The sequence below is a fragment of the Hydrogenophaga sp. UC242_53 genome (genome assembly GCF_042696965.1).
Lineage (GTDB): Bacteria > Pseudomonadota > Gammaproteobacteria > Burkholderiales > Burkholderiaceae_C > Hydrogenophaga.
The window spans coordinates 113954-131750 of the sequence record NZ_CP170552.1 but is presented as its reverse complement, the minus strand read 5'-3'; the positions used below and the strand labels follow the sequence as shown (position 1 = coordinate 131750).

Genomic DNA, 17797 nt, shown 5'->3' with positions numbered 1-17797 from the left:
TTCGCTGGATCGGATGCACTTGCGCGCTGGGCACTATGCGATTGGCCCCTAGGGGTAACGTCGCCAACTTGGCGCACCACCTCAACGTGACGCAACCTGAAGCGTAACGATCTTGTTGCGTTTTGTTACCTTTAAGGCCTTGTTTTCCGACAGACCTATTCTTTTCCGACAGACCTCATTTCTTGAGAACAACCACACACCCAAGTCCAAACCCCTCACTCCACCGTCACACTCTTCGCCAGGTTGCGCGGCTTGTCCACGTCCGTGCCTTTGGCCAGTGCCGTGTGGTACGCGAGCATCTGCAGCGGCACCACGTGCAGCAAGGGACTCAGCGCGCCGTAGTGCTCGGGCATGCGGATGACGTGGATGCCCTCGCTGCTGGCGATGCGGGTGTCGGCATCGGCCAGCACATACAGCACCCCGCCGCGCGCGCGCACTTCCTGCATGTTGCTCTTGAGCTTTTCCAGCAGCGCGTTGTTGGGCGCCACCGTCACCACGGGCATCGCCGCCGTCACCAGCGCCAGCGGGCCGTGCTTGAGCTCGCCTGCCGGGTAGGCCTCGGCGTGGATGTAGCTGATCTCCTTGAGCTTGAGCGCGCCTTCGAGCGCGATCGGGTAATGCAGGCCCCGGCCCAGGAACAGCGCGTTGTCCATGCGCGCGAAGTCTTCGGCCCAGCTGATCACCTGCGGCTCGAGCGCGAGCACGGCCTGCAGGGCCACCGGCAGGTGGCGCATGGCCTTGAGGTGCTCGGCTTCGGCTTCTTCGCTCAGGTGCCCGCGCGATTGCGCCAACGCCAGCGTGAGCAGGAACAGCCCGGCCAGTTGCGTGGTGAAGGCCTTGGTGGACGCGACACCGATCTCCACCCCCGCACGGGTGATGTAGGCCAGCTCGCATTCGCGCACCATCGCCGAGGTGCGCAGCGTTGCACACCGTCAGCGTGTGCTTCATGCCCAGGCTTTGCGCGTGGCGCAGCGCGGCCAGCGTGTCCGCCGTCTCGCCGCTTTGCGTGATGGTCACCACCAGGGTGCGCGGGTTGGGCACGCTGGTGCGGTAGCGGTACTCGCTCGCCACTTCCACCTGCGTGGGAATCTTCGCAATCTCCTCCAGCCAGTACTTGGCGGTGCAGCCGCTGTAGTAGCTGGTGCCGCAGGCCAGGATGAGCACGTTGTCGATCTCTTTGAACACGCTGTACGCGCCGTCGCCGAACAGCTCGGGCGTGATGCCCTCCAGGCCTTCGAGCGTGTCGCCGATCGCGCGCGGCTGCTCGAAGATTTCCTTCTGCATGTAGTGGCGGTACGGGCCGAGTTCGGCCGCGCCGCTGTGGGCCTGCACGGTCTTCACCGGGCGCTGCACGGCGCTCAGGGCGCGGCCTGCGCTGTCGAGTACCCAGTAGCGGCCCAGCTGCAGGTCGACGAGGTCACCTTCCTCCAGATACACGATCTGGTCGGTCACGCCCGCCAGGGCCATGGCGTCGCTGGCGAGGAAGTGTTCCGCCCCGCCCTGCCCCACGCCGAGCACCAGGGGTGAGCCGGCGCGCGCGCCGACCACGCGGTGCGGCTCGTCCTTGTGGAACACGGCCAGCGCGTAGGCGCCGTGCAATTGCGACACCGCGCCCTGCAGCGCGGCGAACACGTCACCTTCGTAGAGCGAGTCGATCAGGTGGGCGATGACTTCGGTGTCGGTCTGGCTCTCGAACACGTAGCCCTTGGCCTGCAGGGCGGCGCGCAGTTCGTCGTGGTTTTCGATGATGCCGTTGTGCACCAGGGCCACGCGGCCGGCCGCGCCCGCGACGGCGCCAGGACCGTGGCTGAAATGGGGATGGGCGTTGTGCACCGCCGGGGCGCCGTGAGTGGCCCAGCGGGTGTGGGCGATGCCGGTGCCGCTGCCGATGGACTCCTGCTGCACCTGCTGCGCGAGTTCGGCCACGCGCGACGTGCTGCGCGCGCGCTGCAGGCCGCCGCTGTGCACGGCCACACCGCAGGAGTCGTAACCGCGGTACTCCAGCCGCTGCAGGCCCTGAACCAGCACGGGCACGATGTCACGCCCGGAAACCCCTGCCACGATGCCGCACATACTCGCTCCTGAAAAATGGGATGCGTGATGCTAAACACGGCACCAAGAAATTAATGATCAAATAATGACCACAGACGGCTGATAATTTCTGAACACCATAAAAACCGTCAAATATTTCACCAAACTCGATTTTATGGAACCAATCGACATCGACGAAGCCGATCTGCGGCTGCTGGAGCTGCTGCAGGCGGATGCCTCGCGCAGCAATCAGGCGCTGGCCGAGCTGGCCCACCTCTCGCCGCCCACCAGCCTGAGGCGCGTCAAACGGCTGCGCCAGCTCGGGCTGATCGAGCGCGAGGTGGCCTTGCTCAGCGCCGACCGGCTCGCCCCGCTGCTGGGCCATGGCCTCACCGCGCTGGTGGAAATCACCCTGGAGCGCCAGGGCGCGGAGCACCTGGACGCCTTCGAGGCCCGCGTGCTGCCCACGCCCGAGGTGCAGCAGTGTTACCGCGTGAGCCCCGGGCCCGATTTCATGCTGGTGGTGCACTGTGTGGACATGCCGGCCTACCTCGCGCTGGCCCAGCAGCTGTTCACCAGCGACGCCAACGTGCGCAACATCAAGGCCTTCTTCAGCCTCAAGCGCGCCAAGTTCGATCCCCGGCTGCCGCTGGGCCGGGGGCGCAGCGGCGGGGGCAATTGAATACCTTCGTAAACCACATCGGGCCGGATATTGATGCAAACCGCACAAAAAAGGACCTCACATCGGTCCTGAGCGGTTGACGGCCCAGGGCACCTGTAACACGCTCCTAAAATCCCATCTCCCGATCCGCTCGGGTTCAAGGAGCTTGCATGGATGTTGTGACGATCGCGCTGCTCGGCGCCGCCGCCCTGGTGGTGCTGGCGCTGTGCGTCTGGGCGGTCCGCCGCCTCAGGCGCCGCGAGTCGTCCGGCCGCGACGACCGGTACTCACCGGAGCGCATCCTCACGGCCGAGCAGGCCCACATGCTGGACTACCTGCAGGACACCTTTCCGGGCCAGATCGTGCTGCCCAACATGATGCTCAAGGACATGCTGACGGTGCGGCGCGCGGCCGACCGCAGGCGCGCCGAGGAGCGGCTGTACGAGCAGAAGGTGGACTTCGTGGTCTGCGGCCCGGACGGTCGCCCCAGCTTTGCGTTCGACGTGGAGCAACACCACCTGAGCGACGCCAAGGCCAAGGCCCTCAAGGTCAAGATCAAGAACCGCATCCTCAAGACAGCGGGCGTGCGTTTCGTGTTTCTCAAGAACGGCATTCACCGCATGCCTTCGCCGGCCGATTTCCGGGCCCAGCTCAACCTGGCGGAACTGCCCAAGCCCAGGAGCCGCGAAGAACGGCGCGAGAACGCGCGCCAGCAGCTGGAAAGCCAGTTCTCCGGTTTCGACCAGCAGCATGGCAACACCGGCTTCCGCGAATCGGAAATCATGGGCATGAGCGGGCTGATGGACCTCAACCGCAATGGCCGCCGCGGTTTCGACGAGGCCCGGCTCAACGGCAACAGCGGCTTTGACAGCCACGAGCGCGGCGACAGCCGCTTCGACGGCAGTTCACAAGACGTGCGCGGGAGGTAGAGAAACACCCCCGCCGCGCTGCGCGCGTCCCCCCTCAAGGGGGCGCACCTGGCAGCCCCGCAAAGCCGGTTCTGCGGGTGCTCTGGACGAAAGCCCTTCGCTCCTAGCTTTTCTTCTTGGTCGGGCGCTGCCAGCCGTCCAGCACCATCTGCTTGCCGCGCGCGACCGCGAGCGCGCCGGGCGGCGTGCTCTTGGTGAGGGTGGAGCCCCCACCCACCGTGCCCCCCGCGCCGATGGTGATCGGCGCCACCAGCACGCAGTTGCTGCCCACGTGCACGTCGGCCTCGATCACCGTGCGGTGCTTGTTGGCGCCGTCGTAGTTGGCGGTGATGCTGCCCGCGCCGTAGTTCACCCGCTCGCCCACGGTGGCGTCGCCCAGGTAGGCCAGGTGGTTGGCCTTGGCGCCCGCGGCGAGGGTGCTGTTCTTCACTTCCACGAAGTTGCCGATGTGCACCTCTTCGCCCAGCTGCGCGCCCGGGCGCAGCCGCGCGAACGGCCCCACCAGCGCGCCGCGCCCGACCGACACGCCCAGCTTCTCGCCGTCGATGTGGGTGAAGGGATGGATCACCGCGCCTGCGTCGATGGCGGCGTTGGCGATCACGCAGTTCGCGCCGATGCGCACGCCGTCGCCGAGTTTCACGCGGCCTTCGAACACGCAGTTGACGTCGATCTCCACGTCCTGGCCGCAGAGCAGTTCACCGCGCACGTCCAGCCGCGCGGGGTCCGCCAGGCGCACGCCCTGCTCCATCAGGGCGTCGGCGAGCCGGCGCTGGTAGGCGCGCTCCAGCTCGGCCAGCTGCACCGGGCTGTTCACGCCCGCCACCTCGACCTCATCGCCCGTGGTCACGGCACGCACCACCAAGCCTTGCGCCACGGCATGTTTGACCACGTCGGTGAGGTAGTACTCGCGCTGGCTGTTGTCGTTGGTCAGGCCTTGAAGCAGGGGCTTGAGCAGGGCGGCGGGCGCGGCCATGACGCCGCTGTACCACTCGGTGATGCGCCGCTGCGCCTCGTTGGCGTCCTTGTGTTCCACGATGGCGTGCACCGAGCGGTCCGCATCGAGGGCGCGCACGATCCGGCCGTAACCGGTGGCGTCGCCACCCGTGTCCACGCTCAGCAGCGCGAGGTGTTGCCCGTCGCAGGCCTGCAGCAAGGTCTCCAGCGTGGCCTGTCCGATCAAGGGCACATCGCCATTGAGGATCAGCACCACGCCGTCGTCGGCCAGCACGGGCACGGCCTGCTGCACCGCGTGGCCGGTGCCCAGCTGGGGCTCCTGGCGCACGAAGCGCAGTTTCGGGGCGGCGCTGTCGCCGGTTGCCACGGGGGTCGTGAGGCCGGCCTCGACCTGCTCGGCGCCGTGGCCGGTGATCACCACCACCGATCGCGCGGACAACCGCGCTGCACAGTCGATCACATGCTGGGCCAGTGCACGCCCGCCCAAACGGTGCAACACTTTGGGCCGAAGGCTTTTCATCCGCGTGCCTTTGCCGGCCGCCATCACCACCACATCCACAGGGAACGACATGAACACCTCTTGCAGAGACGGGTTGCACGGCGTTCTTGCCGGCCATCACCAGCCGGGCATTATCGCCCGCCGTGCGCTGCGCCTTGGCGCACTGGTGACGCTGGCAATCCTCCTTGTTGCCTGCACCGCCACGCGCTTGGCCTACAACCAGGCGCCCACCCTGAGCTACTGGTGGATCGACCGCCACGTGGACCTGACGGACACGCAGACCGCGCAGACGCGCGAAGACCTCAAGGCCTTCTTCCAGTGGCACCGCCGCCAGGAGCTGCCAGCCTACGCCAGCCTGCTGCGCCAGTGGCAGACGATGGCGGTGGACCAGGTCTCGCCCGCGCAGGCCTGCGCGCAGTTCGAGGACATCCGCCAGCGGCTGGAGCGGGCCGCGGCCGAGACGGTGGAACCGTTCGCGCGCCTGGCCCTGCAGCTGACCCCGGAGCAGCTGGAGAACCTGAAGAAGCAGCAGGCCGAAAGCAACGAGGACTTTGAAAAGGACTTCCTGCGGGGCAGCCCCCAACAGCGCCTGAACAAGCGGCTGGACAAGGCCGTCGAGCGCAGCGAATCGTTCTACGGCAAGCTCAGTCCGGCACAGCGCGATCTCCTGCGGGACTGGCTGCAGCAGTCGCCCTTCGACCCACAACGCACCCAGGCCGAGCGCCTGCGCCGCCAGGCCGACCTGCTGCAGACGATCCGCGACGCGCAGGCCACGCCCGCCAAGGCCGAGCAGCTGGTGCGCGAGCACATCGCGCGCATCCGCCAATCGCCCGAGCCCAGCTACCACGCCTACAACCAGGCCCTCGTGCGCCAGGGCTGCGCCCAGTTCGCCACGCTGCACAACGCCACCACGGCCGAGCAGCGCGCCAACGCCGTGCGCGTGCTCAAGGGCTACGAAGACGACCTGCGCACGCTGAGCGCGCAACGCTGAGGCGCGCTAGGCGACAAAGCGCATCCAGCCCCACACCACGGCCAGCGTGAGCAGCGTCACCGGAATGCCGGTGACCGCGTGGCGTTTCCAGTCGATCACGATGCCTTGCTGGCGCGCCAGGTCGGCCACGATCAGGTTGGCGATCGAGCCCACCAGCAGCAGGTTGCCCGCGAAGGTGGTCACCAGCGCGAGCATCGCGCCGGCCTGCGCGCCGCTGCCGCCCAGGTGCGGCAGCAGCAGCATCACCGCCGGCACGTTGGACACCAGGTTGGACAGCACGGCGCTCACCACCAGCAAGGGCCCCGGCTCGGCCAGGTGCACGCCCAGCGTGCCCAGCCAGGCCACCGCCTGCGCGGCCAGGCCGGTGGTCTCGAACGCGTGGTTGACCACGAACAGGCCCATGAACAGCAGCAGCAGCGGCCAGTCGATCAGGCGCAGCACGTGCGAGGAATGCAGCCGCCGGCTGAGCAGCAACAGGCCCGCGCCCACCAGGGCCGCCACGTCGCGTTGCGCAGTCGGTGAACAGGAAGATCAGCATCAGCGCGCCCGCCACCAGCAGGCCCTTGGTGGTCTGCCAGGCATCGAAGGCGGGCTCTTCGGGCGGCGCTTCGGCCACGGCCGCGAAAGGCAGGCCGGCGGCCTCGGGGGCGGACGCGGTGCGCGCACCGGGCCCGAACGCGAGCCAGAGCCATAACAGCAGCAGGCTGATCAGCACCGGCGCCAGCGCCTGCCGCACATAACCGCCAAAGGGCAGCTGCAGCACCGAGCCGATCAGCATGTTCTGCGGGTTGCCGATCAGCGTGGCGGCCGAGCCGATGTTGGCCGCGCAGGCCAGGCCGATGAGGAAGGGCAGCGGGTTGATGCCACGCTGCAGGCACAGCCGCGCCACCACCGGCGTCATGGCCAGGCAGATGATGTCGTTGGAGAACACCGCCGAGAGCGCGCCCGAGACCACGATCAGCGCGGCCAGCAGGCCGTTGCGCGACAGCGGCAGCGCGCCCACCCGCCGCGTCACCGCACCATAGAAACCGCCCAGGCGCATCTGCGCCGAGACCACCATGAACGCGAACAGCAGCACGATGGTGGGCAGGTCCACCGAGCGCGCCGCGTCCTCCACCGGCAGGCCGCTCAGGCCGATCACCGCGATGGCGCCGAGCAGGGCCACGCCCGAGCGGTCCAGCTTCAGGCGCGGCAGGCCGCCCAGGAACATGCCCAGGTAGACGACGGCGAAGACCGCGACGATGCCCCAGTCGGTGGCGGTGTGGTGTAGGGCGGAAGTGGTGGGCATGCGCTGCGGATCGTAGCGCGAGCGGGCCGGCGCTCAGGTGGCGCGCGGCACCAGGCGGATCGCGCCCGGGTAACTGGCCGGGGCCACGCGCCCGTACAGCAGCGCGACGATGCGCCGCGCAGGCCAGGTGCATCAGCCAGCCGGCGCGAAAGCCTCCCGTCGCGTCGCGCAGCAAGGCGATGATCCAGGGTGGTATCGCGGCGATCAGGAAGCCGCCGCCCTGCATCAGCGCCGACAGCGCCCCCGCCTGCCCGGGATCGGACAGGTGCTCCAGCGCCACGATCAAGGACAGCGCGAAGCAGCCCCCCAGCCCCGCGCCCAGCAGCACCACCCAGGCCAGAGGCGCCGCATCGGGCCACAGCGCCAGCGCAGCGAAGCCGATGGCCTGCAGGGCCAGCGTGAACCACAGCCAGGGCCGGCGGTCTTTGCGCCGGCCGGCCAGCATCGGCAGGCCCAGGGCCGCCAGCGCCTGGCTCAGCGCCAGCACGGCCAGCAGCGTGCCGCTGCCGGCCGCGCTCCAGCCATGCTCCTGAAAGAACGGTGCCAGCCAGGCCACGACGGTCGAATAACCGCCGTTGACCAGGCCGAAACACAGCATCAGCAGCCAGACGCGCGGCCGCCGCAGGTAGGCCGTCACGGCCAGGCTGTCCTGGCGGCCCGGGGCGTCGGGCGGCAGGCTGCGCGCCGCCAGCGCCACGGCGAGCAGCGCGGGCACGGCCATCCAGGCCAGGCCCAGGTGCCAGTTGCCGCTGGCCGCCGCCACCAGCGGCGCGACCTGCGCACCGAGCGCGCCGCCGCCCATCAGCATCGCCGAGTACAGGCCCATCACCACACCGACATGGCGCGGAAACTGCCGCTTGACGATGCCGGGCAGCAGCGCCTGCACCACCGCCGCACCCAAGCCCAGCAGGGCGGCGGTGCCCACCAGCTGCCAGCCGTTCTGCGTGAACAGGCGAAGCACGGAGCCCAGCACCAGCAGGATCAGCGCGGCCACCACGGCGCGGCGTGCTCCGATGCGGGTCTGCAGCCAGGGGCCCGCGAAGGCGAACACGCCCATCAGCAGCATCGGCACCAGGGTCAGCAGCGACATCCCCTTCAGACCGAGCCCGGTGTGCCGGCCGATGTCGGCCGCCAGCGGCCCGATGCCCGCGATGAAGGGCCGCAGGTTGAGCGCGATCAGGGCCACCGCGACCAGCAGCCAGCGGACGTTCACCTTCACGGGCCTAGGCCTTCCGGTTCCGTGCCTGCGCCTGCGCCTGCGCCCATTGCGCGTACAGATCTGGGCGCGGCACCGGCAGGTGGCGAATGTGCATGGACTGCTCGGCCAAGGGCTTGGCGAGGTCTTCGTAGATCGCCGCCGTGGACAGCCCGAACGGCGCGCCCTCCTCGTTGGAATAGGCGTAGGCGACCCGCACCACGCCGGCCAGCCGCATCGCCGCCAGGCACATGGGGCAGGGGTGGCCGCTGGCGTAGACAGCGCAGCCGCTCAGGTCGGGCGATCCGAGCCGGCGGCTGGCGGCGCGCAGGGCCGACATCTCCGCGTGGGCCGTCGGGTCGTGGGTTGCGCAGGATCTCGTTGACGCCGGTGCGCCAGCACCTCGCCACCGCGCACCACCACCGCGCCGAACGGGCGGCCGCCCTGGGCCATGTTGTCGCGCGCCAGTTCGATGGCCTGGTGCAGGAAGTGGGTGTCTGTGTCGCTCATGGGGCTTCAGCGCGCGTGGGCGGCCAGCAGCATCGCTTCGATCGGCTTCTGGCCCTTGGTGCGGGCATGGCGCAGCGGCGTGACGCCGTCCTTGTCCGCCAGGTTGACATTGGCGCCGGCCTTCACGAGCAGGCCCACGATCTGCTGGTGGCGCTCGCCGCCGTCGCCCAGGATGATGGCCTCCAGCAGCGCGGTCCAGCCGAGCCGGTTGACGTGGTCGACCGCGACACCCGCCTCGATCAGCGCGCGCACCGTCTCCACATGGCCGCGCTCGGCCGCCGGGATGAGCGCGGTGCCGCCGTAGCGGTTGGTGCTCTTGAGATCGGCGCCGTGCGACAGCGTCATCTTCAGGATGGCCAGGTGGCCCCGGGCTCCCGCGTAGAGATAAGGGCTGTCGTTGATGCCGTCCTTGGCATTGACGTCGGCGCCGGCCTCGATCAAGGCGCGGGCCGCCTCGACCTGGTTGGCATGGGTGGCGACCAGCAGCGCGGTCGCGCCACTGCCGTCGCGCGCGTCGATCGGCGCGCCCTCGGCCAACAGCCGACGGATGCCGGCGACATCGTTCCGGCCGGCGGCGACATGCAGCGGGAAGGCCTTCCCGGCCTCACTCCCCGAAGAGGCAAATGGAAGCACGGCGAGTGAGGCAAGGATGGAACGGCGAAGCATGGTGGCTCCACTGTAGGCAAGGCGGCCAACATTTGGAAATTAAATGTTAGGATGAATTTCATCCATTTTTCAAATGATTCCTCTGCTCGACCCCCGCCTGCTGCGCGCTTTTGCGGCCATCGCCGATGCCGGCAGCTTCACCCTGGCGGCGGACCGCCTGAGCATGACGCAGTCCACCATCAGCCAGCAGCTCGCCCGCCTGGAAGAAGCCGTCGGGCAGGTGCTGATCGATCGCGCGGCGCGGCCGATCCAGCCCACGGCGGCCGGCGAGCGCCTGCTCGGCTACACGCGCCGCATCCTGGCGCTGCAGGAAGAGGCGGCATCGGCGCTGCGCGACCCCGCGGGCACGGTGTCCTTGCGCATCGGGGTGCCCGAAGACCTGGTCAGCGCGCCGATGGCCCAGGCCTTTGCGGACTTTGCGCGGCGCCACCGCGAGATCCACCTGGACGTGACGGCCGGCCTGAGCCGCGATCTGATCCGGCGCTACCGGGCCGGTGAACTGGACATCGCCATCGCCAAGGAACAGAGCGCCAGCCCCGATCACCGCGCGAGCTTTCCCGAGGCCATGGCCTGGTTCGAAAGCGCCGAGGCCCCGCCGGCCTGGCCCAACCCCCTGCCGCTGGTGGCTTTTCCGCCCGGCGGCCTCTACCGCGAGGCCATGTTCGAGCGCGTGGAACAGGAGCGGCTGGGCTGGTACATCGCCTTCACGGGCAACAGCCTGCACAACGTGCTGGTGGCGGTGGAGGCCGGGCTGGGCCTGTCGCTCCTGCCCCGGAATGCGGTGGCCGGCTACCGCGTGCGGCGCCACGCGCCGTTCCAGGGCGAACCGCCGATCGCGGTCTCCATCTATGCCGGGGAAGGCACGGGCCCCCTGGCCGAACTGGTGGCGCAGATGGCGGCCGTGCTGGCCGCCCGAAGCGGGCAGCAGCCCGCCTGAGCCAGGCCTGCGGTCAGCCCTGCGGCGCGCTGTGCGCTTGTAGGTCCGCCCGCTTCGCGGTCAGCCCTGCAAGGCCGCCCACATGTCCTTGTCGCGCTCGGCCGTCCAGATGCGGGGGTTCTTGATGCCCTTGGCTTCGTCGTAGGCGCGGCTCACGTCGAACGGCAGGCAGTGTTCGTAGATGAACACGTGGCCGAACACCGGGTCCATGCTCTTGCGGGTGTGGGCCATGGCGGCCTTGAGGTCCATGCCGGCGGCGGCGGCTTCCTTGCCGGCCTGGAACAGCGTGGTCACCCAGCGCTTGGTGTAGTCCAGCGCCTTGTCCACATCGGCGCGGCCCTTCATGGCTTCGCCACGGCCGGGCACGATGGCCTCGGCCTGGAGTGCGCGCAGGGCTTCGAGCGTGGCGGGCCATTCTTCCAGCTGCGCGTCGCCGGTGTACACGCCGGCTTCGTATTCCACCAGGTCGCCGCTGAACAGCACCTTCTCTTCTTCCACCCAGGCGATGGTGTCACCGCGCGTGTGGCCCTGGCCCGGGTGCCAGATCTCGACCTTCACGCCACCCAGGTCCACGGTCAACGAGCCCTGGCGGCCGGGCTGGCCATCGCCCACCACCAGCGTCGGCCAGGTCAGGCCGGGCACGCTCTCGGAGCCCCGGAACAGGCGCGGGAAGCGCTCCATCTCGCTCTGCATGTCCTCGGCGCCGCGCTCCACGATGAGTTCGTAGGTGCCGCGGCTGGCGATCACTTCGGTCGCGCCCTCGGCCACGTAGGCGCTCGCACCCAGCACGCGCACCGCGTGGTAGTGGGTCAGCAGCACGTACTTGATGGGCTTGTCGGAGACGGTTCGGATCTGCCTGATCAGGTCCTGCGCCATGGCCGGCGTGGCCGTGGCGTCGCTCACCATGATGAACTTCTCGCCAATGATCACGCCCGAGTTCGGGTCGCCTTCGGCGGTGTAGGCCCAGCAATGTTTGCTGAGCTGTTCGAAAGTGGTTTTCTTGTCGTCCAGGTCGGCCTGGGAGGCGAAGGCTTTGCTCATGGGGGGTCTCCTGTGGGGAAGCACAAATTTTACCTAAACGAAATCAATTACGCATACGTAAATCATGATGCCCCCGTGGGGCCACCGGACAAACCGCGTTCCAGCATCTGCACCACCTCCTCGGCGAAGGCGCTGTAGCTCATGGGGCCGCCCGGGCGCAGCCAGGTGAAGGTCCAGTTGATCATGCCGAACAGCATCATGGTCAACGCGGTCTGGTTGGCCGGTGTCACGCGCTCGGGGTAGGCGCGGATGATGAAACGGGTGAACGCCGCCACCACATCGCGCTGGCGGTTGACGATCAGCATGCGTTGCACGGGGCCGAGGAACTTGGTGTCGGACACCAGGGCGATGTGGCGCGTGGCCGAAGTCTCGTACTCGGCCAGGAAGGCCCGCACCAGCTCGCTCAGGGCGTCGCGCTCGCTCAGGTTCTTGCGTTGCGCGCGCGCCTCGGCCTCGCCGATGAGGGCGAGCAGGCGCTGGGTGTAGCGGTCGAGCAGGTCGAACAGGATCGCTTCCTTGCTCTCGTAGTAGTGGTAGAGCCGCGCCTTGCTGGTGCCGCAGGCGGCGGCGACCTCGTTCATGCTTGTGGCGGGAAAACTCTGCGCGGCGAAGCAGCGCGCCGCGACGTTCTGGATTTCGTCGCGCTTGAGCTCGTGGGATGCGGATTTTGGTCGGGCCATCGGCGCATTCTGCCGGATGGCGCCCTAAGATCCGGCCATGGTCAAACCCGTCGATCCCTTCGCCCGACACGCCTGCGAACTGCTCTCGGGCGTGGGGCCGTGCGTGCCCAAGCGCATGTTCGGCGGCTGGGGCATTTCCACCGACGGCATGAACATCGCGATCATTGCGTGGGACACGCTGTTCCTCAAGACCAACGCCGAGACCGAGCCGCGCTGGCTGGCCGCCGGCGGCCGCCCCTTCGTGTACGAATTCAAGGGCAAGTCCGGGCGGCTGCACTACCACACGCCCCCGGACGAGGCGCTGGAGTCACCCGCGCTCATGCTGCCCTGGGCACGGCTCGCGCTGGAGGCGGCGGTGGCCGCGCGCAAGCCGAAACGCAAGCCCCGCTGACGGCCGCAGCGCAGGGCCGCCCCAAGCAAGGCCAGCCCCCTCGGAGGGCAGCGACCCGCGCAGCGACAGAGCGTGGGCGCGCGAGGCCTCAGGGCGGGTTGGATTCGTAGGGCGTGAGCACCCGGCCCCGGCCGGCAACGAGGTACTCGCTGTAGCCGAACAGGCCGCGCATCAGCCGGGCGAACGCCCAGCCTGCCTGCCCCAGGGCCACGGCAAGCTCGCGCGACGGCGCCACCACCTCGCGGCCGAAGCGATCGGGCTGGTCCACGGCCTGGGGCTCGGCGCACCAGTCGAAACGCACCGGGCCGGCGCTGGCCGGCTGCCAGGGCTCCATCACCAGGCGCGCGCCCGCCGGCACCACCAGGCTTTCACCCGCGGCCAGCATCACGTCACCCGATTCGTTGCCCGCGCCCTGGTGCGGCACACCCAGCGTCACCCACGCTCGGCCCTGCGTGATGTGCAGGCGGCTCGGCACCTGCGGGCGCAGGGTCATCGCGCGGCGCGCGTCGAGGCGCCAGCCACGCAGGGCAGCGGGGCAGGCAACGCGGTCGGACACAACGGCAATGGGGGCGAAACGGGTGTTCATGGAAGGCTCCTTAACAAGGGACGATGGCTCATCCTGGGAATGAATGTTCGGGCCGAACGCCCTCTGCGTCCAATGAATACGCAGTAAGCTATTGATTCGCTAACCGCATCAATGCCCGGAGCCCCCCATGCAGCTCACCAGCAGCCACCCCCGCACCCGCCCCATTGCCGCCGGGCATCTGCGCGCCTTCGAAGCCGTGGCCCGCCACCTCAACTTCCGCGCTGCCGCCGAAGAACTCTCGCTCACGCAAAGCGCGGTCAGCCGGCAGATCCAGGCGCTCGAAGACGAGGTCGGCACCGCCCTCTTCCTGCGCCACACGCGCGCGGTCGAACTCACCAGCGCGGGCTCGCAACTGCTGCGCGCCTCCAGCATGGCGCTGGAGCGCATCGACGCGGCCGTGCGGCAGATCCGCCAGAGCGCGGGCCGCAAGGGCGCTGGCCATCACCACCTGGGCCTCGTTCGCCTCCATGTGGCTGATTCCGCGCCTCGAAGCCTTCCAGCGCGACCACCCCGACATCGACATCCGCATCGACGCCACCGACAACGCTGTGGACCTTGCCACCTCCGACGTGGACCTCGCCCTGCGCTACGCCGTGCCACAGGCCATGCCCGCCGACGCGCAGCGCCTCTTCGGCGAACAGCTCACGCCCGTGCGCCAGCCCCTGGCTGCTCAAGACCCAGCCCATCCACAGCATTGAAGACCTCTCGCGCTGCGCCCTCATCGAGGCCGGTGACGCGCACCGCACGCGCCACCTCGAATGGCTCACCTGGCAACGCTGGCTCGACACCTTCGGCAACAAGCCCGCCACCCCGGCCGGCAAACGCGGTGGCCGTGCCACGCTGGCCAAGCTCTCGCCGCAGCGCTGGATGTACTTCAACTACGCCAACCAGATCGTGCAGGCCGCACTCACCGGCCAGGGCGTGGCGCTCGCGCGCCTGCCGCTGGTGGCCGAAAGCCTGGCCAGCGGCGCGCTGGTCGAGCCCCTGCCCCACACCCGGCTGGACTCGCCGCTCGTGTACTGGCTGCTGGTCGCGCCGCGCAGCGCGCAGCGGCCCGAGGTCAAGGCCTTTTGCGAATGGCTGCTCAAGCAGGCCGCCGAAACGCGCGAAGCCATCGGCGACGTGCCCGATCCCGACACAGTGGACCAGATGGACTGAGGCGCGGTGGTGCCTGCGCGATCGCGCGCGCTCAGGCACACTCCGGCGCTTTCCCATCCAAAGTCTTCATGTCGTCCTCTCAGCACCTCGCCGCCGGCAACCTGCGCAGCATCACCTTCATGCTCGTGGCCGTGGGCTTCTTCGCGTTCATGGACGCGGTGCTCAAGACCCTCTCCGCCACCTACCCGGTGCTGCAGATCGCCGCGCTGCGCGGCCTCACCGCCCTGCCGCTGGTGCTGCTTTACATCTCGTGGCGCGGTGGCTGGCACACCTTGCTCAAGGTCCGCTGGCCGCTGCACCTGCTGCGGGGCGTGCTCGGCATCACCATGCTCGCGCTGTTCACCCTGGGCGTTCGCGAGCTGCCGCTGTCGGCCGCGTACACGCTGTTCTTCATCTCGCCGCTGCTCATCACCGCCCTCTCGGTGCCCGTGCTCAAGGAGCGCGTGCCCAAGGCGCACTGGTGGGCGATTGCCATCGGTTTCGTGGGCGTGCTCATCGCGCTGCGCCCCAGCGGCGGCGACCTGCAGGCCGGCTTCGTCACCCTCGGCGGCCTCGCCACGCTGGGCGCGGCCCTGTGCTACGCGATCTCGGCCGTGGTCGGGCGCCTGGCCACCCGCACCGACAGCAGCGAGAGCATGGTGTTCTGGATGATGGTGTTCATGGCCCTCGGCGCGGGCGCGCTCTCCTGGGCCGAGTGGGTGCCGATCCGGCGCAGCGACGCGCTGTTGCTGGTGGCCCTGGCCGTCACCGGCTTCTGCGGCCAGCTCGCCATCACCGAGGCTTTCCGCCACGGCCAGGCCTCGGCCGTGGCCCCGTTCGAGTACAGCGCGCTGGCCTGGGGCCTGGGGCTGGACTGGCTGATCTGGCACACCCTGCCCAGCGCCCACACCTGGGTGGGCGCGGCCATCATCGTGGGCAGCGGGCTCTACCTCGTGCGGCGCGAGAAGCGCATCACCGAGGTGCACGCGAGCGCGGACCATCCGTAGCGGCGCCGGGCAACCGGCATCGAAGACCGGTTTCGCCCAAAGCCGCCTAGACGCCCAATGGTTCCAGCTGCGCCCGCACGAGCATCCTCTGCTCCGGGGGAAGTTGGTCGGCAACGTTCAGAACGGCCTCGCGCGCCAGCACCTTGGCTTCGCTGTCCAAGCCATACAGGCCATTGGCCGCCTCGATCAACACCCCTTCCCGGCCTTCAGTCATCGACTCGACCACCACCAGGAGCGCGTTGAGCACCTGCAGCATCGATGAGCTGTCCGGCAGCACCGAGAGACGGCCAGCCAGGGCGACCAGTGGCTGCGCGCGCTGAGCATCGGGCAATGCCTTCGCCCCATCAAGAACGGCGTCGAACCCGTTTTTGCTGACGTCTTCGGGAAGGTTTGCGCATTGGGTTGCCAACGCAACCAGCACCGCGCCTTGCTCGTCAGCGGGAATGACCTGGTTCATTTGCAGGATCCGATCGAACGACGCCTTTCTTTCTTCATTGGGAATGCACGCCAGTTCTTTGGCCAAGCAGACCAGGCATTCGCTGCGCCGAGCCAGCGGCGCCTCATTCGCGATGTTCAACAGCGCGTTGAACCGGTTTTCCACCGACTCTTCGGTGAGCGAGATCAATGACCCGGCCAGTTCCTCGAAAACAGGCCATCCCTCATCGAACGGCATGTCTTTGGCCAGATTCAGGAGGGCATCGAATCGATCGTGCCGGTCGTCTTGCCACAACTCCCAGAAGCGCCCCCCGAGGGCCACCAGCGGCTTCGATCGGAAACCCTGCGGCATGGCCTCGACAAAGCACAGCATCTGGTCAAACACCTTCGTTCTGTCCTCGATGTCAAAGAGACGGGTCAGCTTCTCCGACAAGGCCATCAAGGGGGTCCCCTGCATGTACTCATCGAGTTGCTTGATGCTTGCCAGGAACGACTGAAACGCCGGCATGACGCCATCTTGTGACCGCGTCACCGAGAAGTGGCTTCTGATCGCCTGGGCCAGCAGCCGGTCTTCGGTGGCCTTCCTGAGTTTTCGGTTGACCGCACCTGCGACCCGCACGTCCGCCTCGGCCAGATAGCCCGTGATGTGCCGAACCAAGTCGCGTTGCAACGTGTTCAGCGGCGAGGCGCACTGGCGGATGGTCTCTTTCAAGTCGGCGTGAATGTCCTTGGACCACGCGCCATTCGGGTCCGAGAGGCTCAACTCATCGCGCAGAGCTTGCAGTGCGGCCCTCGCCTCACAGCGCCTTTCAGAGGTCAGGGCACTGAATCCGTGGTTCATGGCGGTCAACACCGATCGGCAATCCGCCAGACCCAGGAAGGGGCCTTCGAGCGGGAAGAACGTGCCCAGCGTTTCCTGCATGAGGAGGGCCAGGTCTTCATAGGAGCGAAGGCGACCCTGAGAGCCGACGATGTCGCCTTCATTCGACGCGGCACAGCGGCCGGTGTTCGACGCAATGTGGAAAGAATTCATGTTCAAACAGTCTTTGATACCCAGCACGGCGCTGGAAGACCTGAGTGACTCACCCATTTCCCCAAGTTCGCCGTGCGACCGACACGGCGGTGCCGCTCAGCGCTCAGGCCACATCACGCCCGTGTCGCTCAGGATCGCGTCCAGCGGCACATCGTGGATCTCGGGCTTGAGGTAGGGCAGCCAGCCGAAGTCGTAGCCCAGGCCCACGGTGAACGGCTTGGGATTCAGGCTGGCGAGCGTGCGGTCATAGAAACCGCCGCCATAGCCCAGGCGGAAACCGCCGGGCCCGTAGCCCACGCAGGGCACGAAAATCAGCGTGGGCACGACGATCTCGGTGTCCTTCGGCTTGGGAATGCCGTAGGCGTCTTCTTCCATCGGGCAACCCGGGTACCAGGTGTAGAAGGTCAGCGTCTTGTCCACCTTGTTCACCACCGGCAGGCCGATGCGCCGGTGCTGCTGCTGCCCTTGCGCGTCCTCCTCCAGGCCGGCCTCCTGCCAGCGGAACAGCGCGGGCAGCGGATCGAACTCGCCCTTGATCGGCCAATACGCGCCGATGACGGTGTCGGGCCGGTGGATCAGCCACACGCGCATGACCCGCTGCAGCAGGTCGTTGCGCCAGGCGCGGTCGGCCAGAGACTGTCGTTTTTCAATCAGCGATTTGCGCCATTCGACCTTCAGCGCAGCCGCCGATCCGTCGCCCGGCGAAGCGTGGGGTTTGTGGGGACTCTGACCGTCTTTGTTGTCCATAATCGACACATGAATCTGGTTGATGAGAAACAGGGCAGCGCGCGGCGAATCGGTCGACGCCTGCAAGGGCTGGGACTGC

Annotated in this window: 16 protein-coding genes and 4 pseudogenes; 7 read left to right on the top strand and 13 right to left on the bottom strand. The window is 68.3% G+C overall.

From position 1 onward, the window contains the following. Positions 1-215: 215 nt before the first annotated feature. Positions 216-2073 (bottom strand): annotated as a pseudogene (glmS, locus tag ACFJI0_RS00685) (glutamine--fructose-6-phosphate transaminase (isomerizing)). Between the two features lie 133 nt (positions 2074-2206). Here glmS and ACFJI0_RS00680 point away from each other — a divergent pair. Both ACFJI0_RS00680 and ACFJI0_RS00675 read left to right on the top strand, forming a co-directional pair. Then, positions 2207-2713: an Lrp/AsnC family transcriptional regulator gene (locus tag ACFJI0_RS00680; RefSeq protein ID WP_382323077.1), complete on the top strand. Its 507-nt coding sequence runs from the start codon at positions 2207-2209 to the stop codon at positions 2711-2713. 149 nt (positions 2714-2862) lie between these two features. Then, a complete protein-coding gene (locus ACFJI0_RS00675) occupies positions 2863-3621 on the top strand; it encodes a DUF2726 domain-containing protein (RefSeq protein WP_382323076.1) in 759 nt (252 codons plus the stop codon). Positions 3622-3724: 103 nt separating this feature from the next. Here the strand turns inward: ACFJI0_RS00675 and glmU are convergent, their stop codons facing one another. Continuing rightward, positions 3725-5146, bottom strand: a complete 1422-nt coding sequence (glmU, locus tag ACFJI0_RS00670) for a bifunctional UDP-N-acetylglucosamine diphosphorylase/glucosamine-1-phosphate N-acetyltransferase GlmU (RefSeq protein ID WP_382162214.1) — start codon at positions 5144-5146, stop codon at positions 3725-3727. A gap of 94 nt (positions 5147-5240) precedes the next feature. Here glmU and ACFJI0_RS00665 point away from each other — a divergent pair, with 94 nt between their 5' ends. Then, positions 5241-6065, top strand: coding sequence for a DUF6279 family lipoprotein (locus tag ACFJI0_RS00665; protein ID WP_382323075.1), 825 nt, complete (start codon positions 5241-5243; stop codon positions 6063-6065). Positions 6066-6071: 6 nt separating this feature from the next. Here the strand turns inward: ACFJI0_RS00665 and ACFJI0_RS00660 are convergent, their stop codons facing one another. The 6 genes and pseudogenes from ACFJI0_RS00660 to ACFJI0_RS00635 form a co-directional block, all read right to left on the bottom strand. Beyond that, positions 6072-6566: an SLC13 family permease gene (locus ACFJI0_RS00660; RefSeq protein ID WP_382323074.1), complete on the bottom strand. Its 495-nt coding sequence runs from the start codon at positions 6564-6566 to the stop codon at positions 6072-6074. A gap of 70 nt (positions 6567-6636) precedes the next feature. Next, positions 6637-7275: pseudogene (locus tag ACFJI0_RS00655) on the bottom strand (SLC13 family permease); the annotation flags it as partial. 111 nt (positions 7276-7386) lie between these two features. Then, positions 7387-8572, bottom strand: a pseudogene (locus tag ACFJI0_RS00650) (cyanate transporter). A gap of 4 nt (positions 8573-8576) precedes the next feature. Continuing rightward, on the bottom strand, positions 8577-8888 hold the full coding sequence (locus tag ACFJI0_RS00645) for a hypothetical protein (RefSeq protein WP_382323073.1): 312 nt from the start codon (positions 8886-8888) through the stop codon (positions 8577-8579). Beyond that, positions 8840-9058 carry a hypothetical protein gene (locus tag ACFJI0_RS00640; RefSeq protein WP_382323072.1) on the bottom strand — a complete coding sequence of 73 codons (219 nt, stop codon included), beginning with the start codon at positions 9056-9058 and terminating at the stop codon, positions 8840-8842. The genes ACFJI0_RS00645 and ACFJI0_RS00640 overlap by 49 nt, the downstream gene beginning before the upstream one ends. A gap of 6 nt (positions 9059-9064) precedes the next feature. Further along, a complete protein-coding gene (locus tag ACFJI0_RS00635) occupies positions 9065-9724 on the bottom strand; it encodes an ankyrin repeat domain-containing protein (protein WP_382323071.1) in 660 nt (219 codons plus the stop codon). A gap of 73 nt (positions 9725-9797) precedes the next feature. Between ACFJI0_RS00635 and ACFJI0_RS00630 the strand changes: the two genes are divergently transcribed. After that, positions 9798-10661, top strand: a complete 864-nt coding sequence (locus tag ACFJI0_RS00630) for a LysR family transcriptional regulator (protein ID WP_382323070.1) — start codon at positions 9798-9800, stop codon at positions 10659-10661. A gap of 60 nt (positions 10662-10721) precedes the next feature. On the opposite strand, the gene ACFJI0_RS00625 is transcribed toward ACFJI0_RS00630, so the two are convergent. Both ACFJI0_RS00625 and ACFJI0_RS00620 read right to left on the bottom strand, forming a co-directional pair. Next, entirely contained in the window at positions 10722-11702 is a 981-nt protein-coding gene (locus ACFJI0_RS00625) for an MBL fold metallo-hydrolase (RefSeq protein ID WP_382323069.1), read from the bottom strand. A gap of 62 nt (positions 11703-11764) precedes the next feature. After that, positions 11765-12382, bottom strand: coding sequence for a TetR/AcrR family transcriptional regulator (locus ACFJI0_RS00620; RefSeq protein WP_382323068.1), 618 nt, complete (start codon positions 12380-12382; stop codon positions 11765-11767). Between the two features lie 37 nt (positions 12383-12419). Between ACFJI0_RS00620 and ACFJI0_RS00615 the strand changes: the two genes are divergently transcribed. Continuing rightward, positions 12420-12773, top strand: a complete 354-nt coding sequence (locus tag ACFJI0_RS00615) for a TfoX/Sxy family protein (protein WP_382323067.1) — start codon at positions 12420-12422, stop codon at positions 12771-12773. A gap of 88 nt (positions 12774-12861) precedes the next feature. Here ACFJI0_RS00615 and ACFJI0_RS00610 read toward each other — a convergent pair whose 3' ends face one another. Then, the gene (locus ACFJI0_RS00610) at positions 12862-13359 is read right to left on the bottom strand and encodes a DUF2917 domain-containing protein (protein WP_382162253.1); all 498 of its coding nucleotides are present in this window, start codon (positions 13357-13359) and stop codon (positions 12862-12864) included. A 127-nt stretch (positions 13360-13486) separates the two neighbouring features. Here ACFJI0_RS00610 and ACFJI0_RS00605 point away from each other — a divergent pair. Both ACFJI0_RS00605 and ACFJI0_RS00600 read left to right on the top strand, forming a co-directional pair. Next, positions 13487-14517, top strand: a pseudogene (locus ACFJI0_RS00605) (LysR substrate-binding domain-containing protein). A gap of 68 nt (positions 14518-14585) precedes the next feature. After that, the gene (locus ACFJI0_RS00600; RefSeq protein ID WP_382162256.1) at positions 14586-15503 is read left to right on the top strand and encodes a DMT family transporter; all 918 of its coding nucleotides are present in this window, start codon (positions 14586-14588) and stop codon (positions 15501-15503) included. Between the two features lie 46 nt (positions 15504-15549). Here ACFJI0_RS00600 and ACFJI0_RS00595 read toward each other — a convergent pair whose 3' ends face one another. After that, positions 15550-16971, bottom strand: coding sequence for a hypothetical protein (locus ACFJI0_RS00595; RefSeq protein ID WP_382323066.1), 1422 nt, complete (start codon positions 16969-16971; stop codon positions 15550-15552). A gap of 96 nt (positions 16972-17067) precedes the next feature. Beyond that, positions 17068-17718, bottom strand: coding sequence for a 5-formyltetrahydrofolate cyclo-ligase (locus ACFJI0_RS00590; protein WP_382323065.1), 651 nt, complete (start codon positions 17716-17718; stop codon positions 17068-17070). Between the last annotated feature and the right edge of the window lie 79 nt (positions 17719-17797).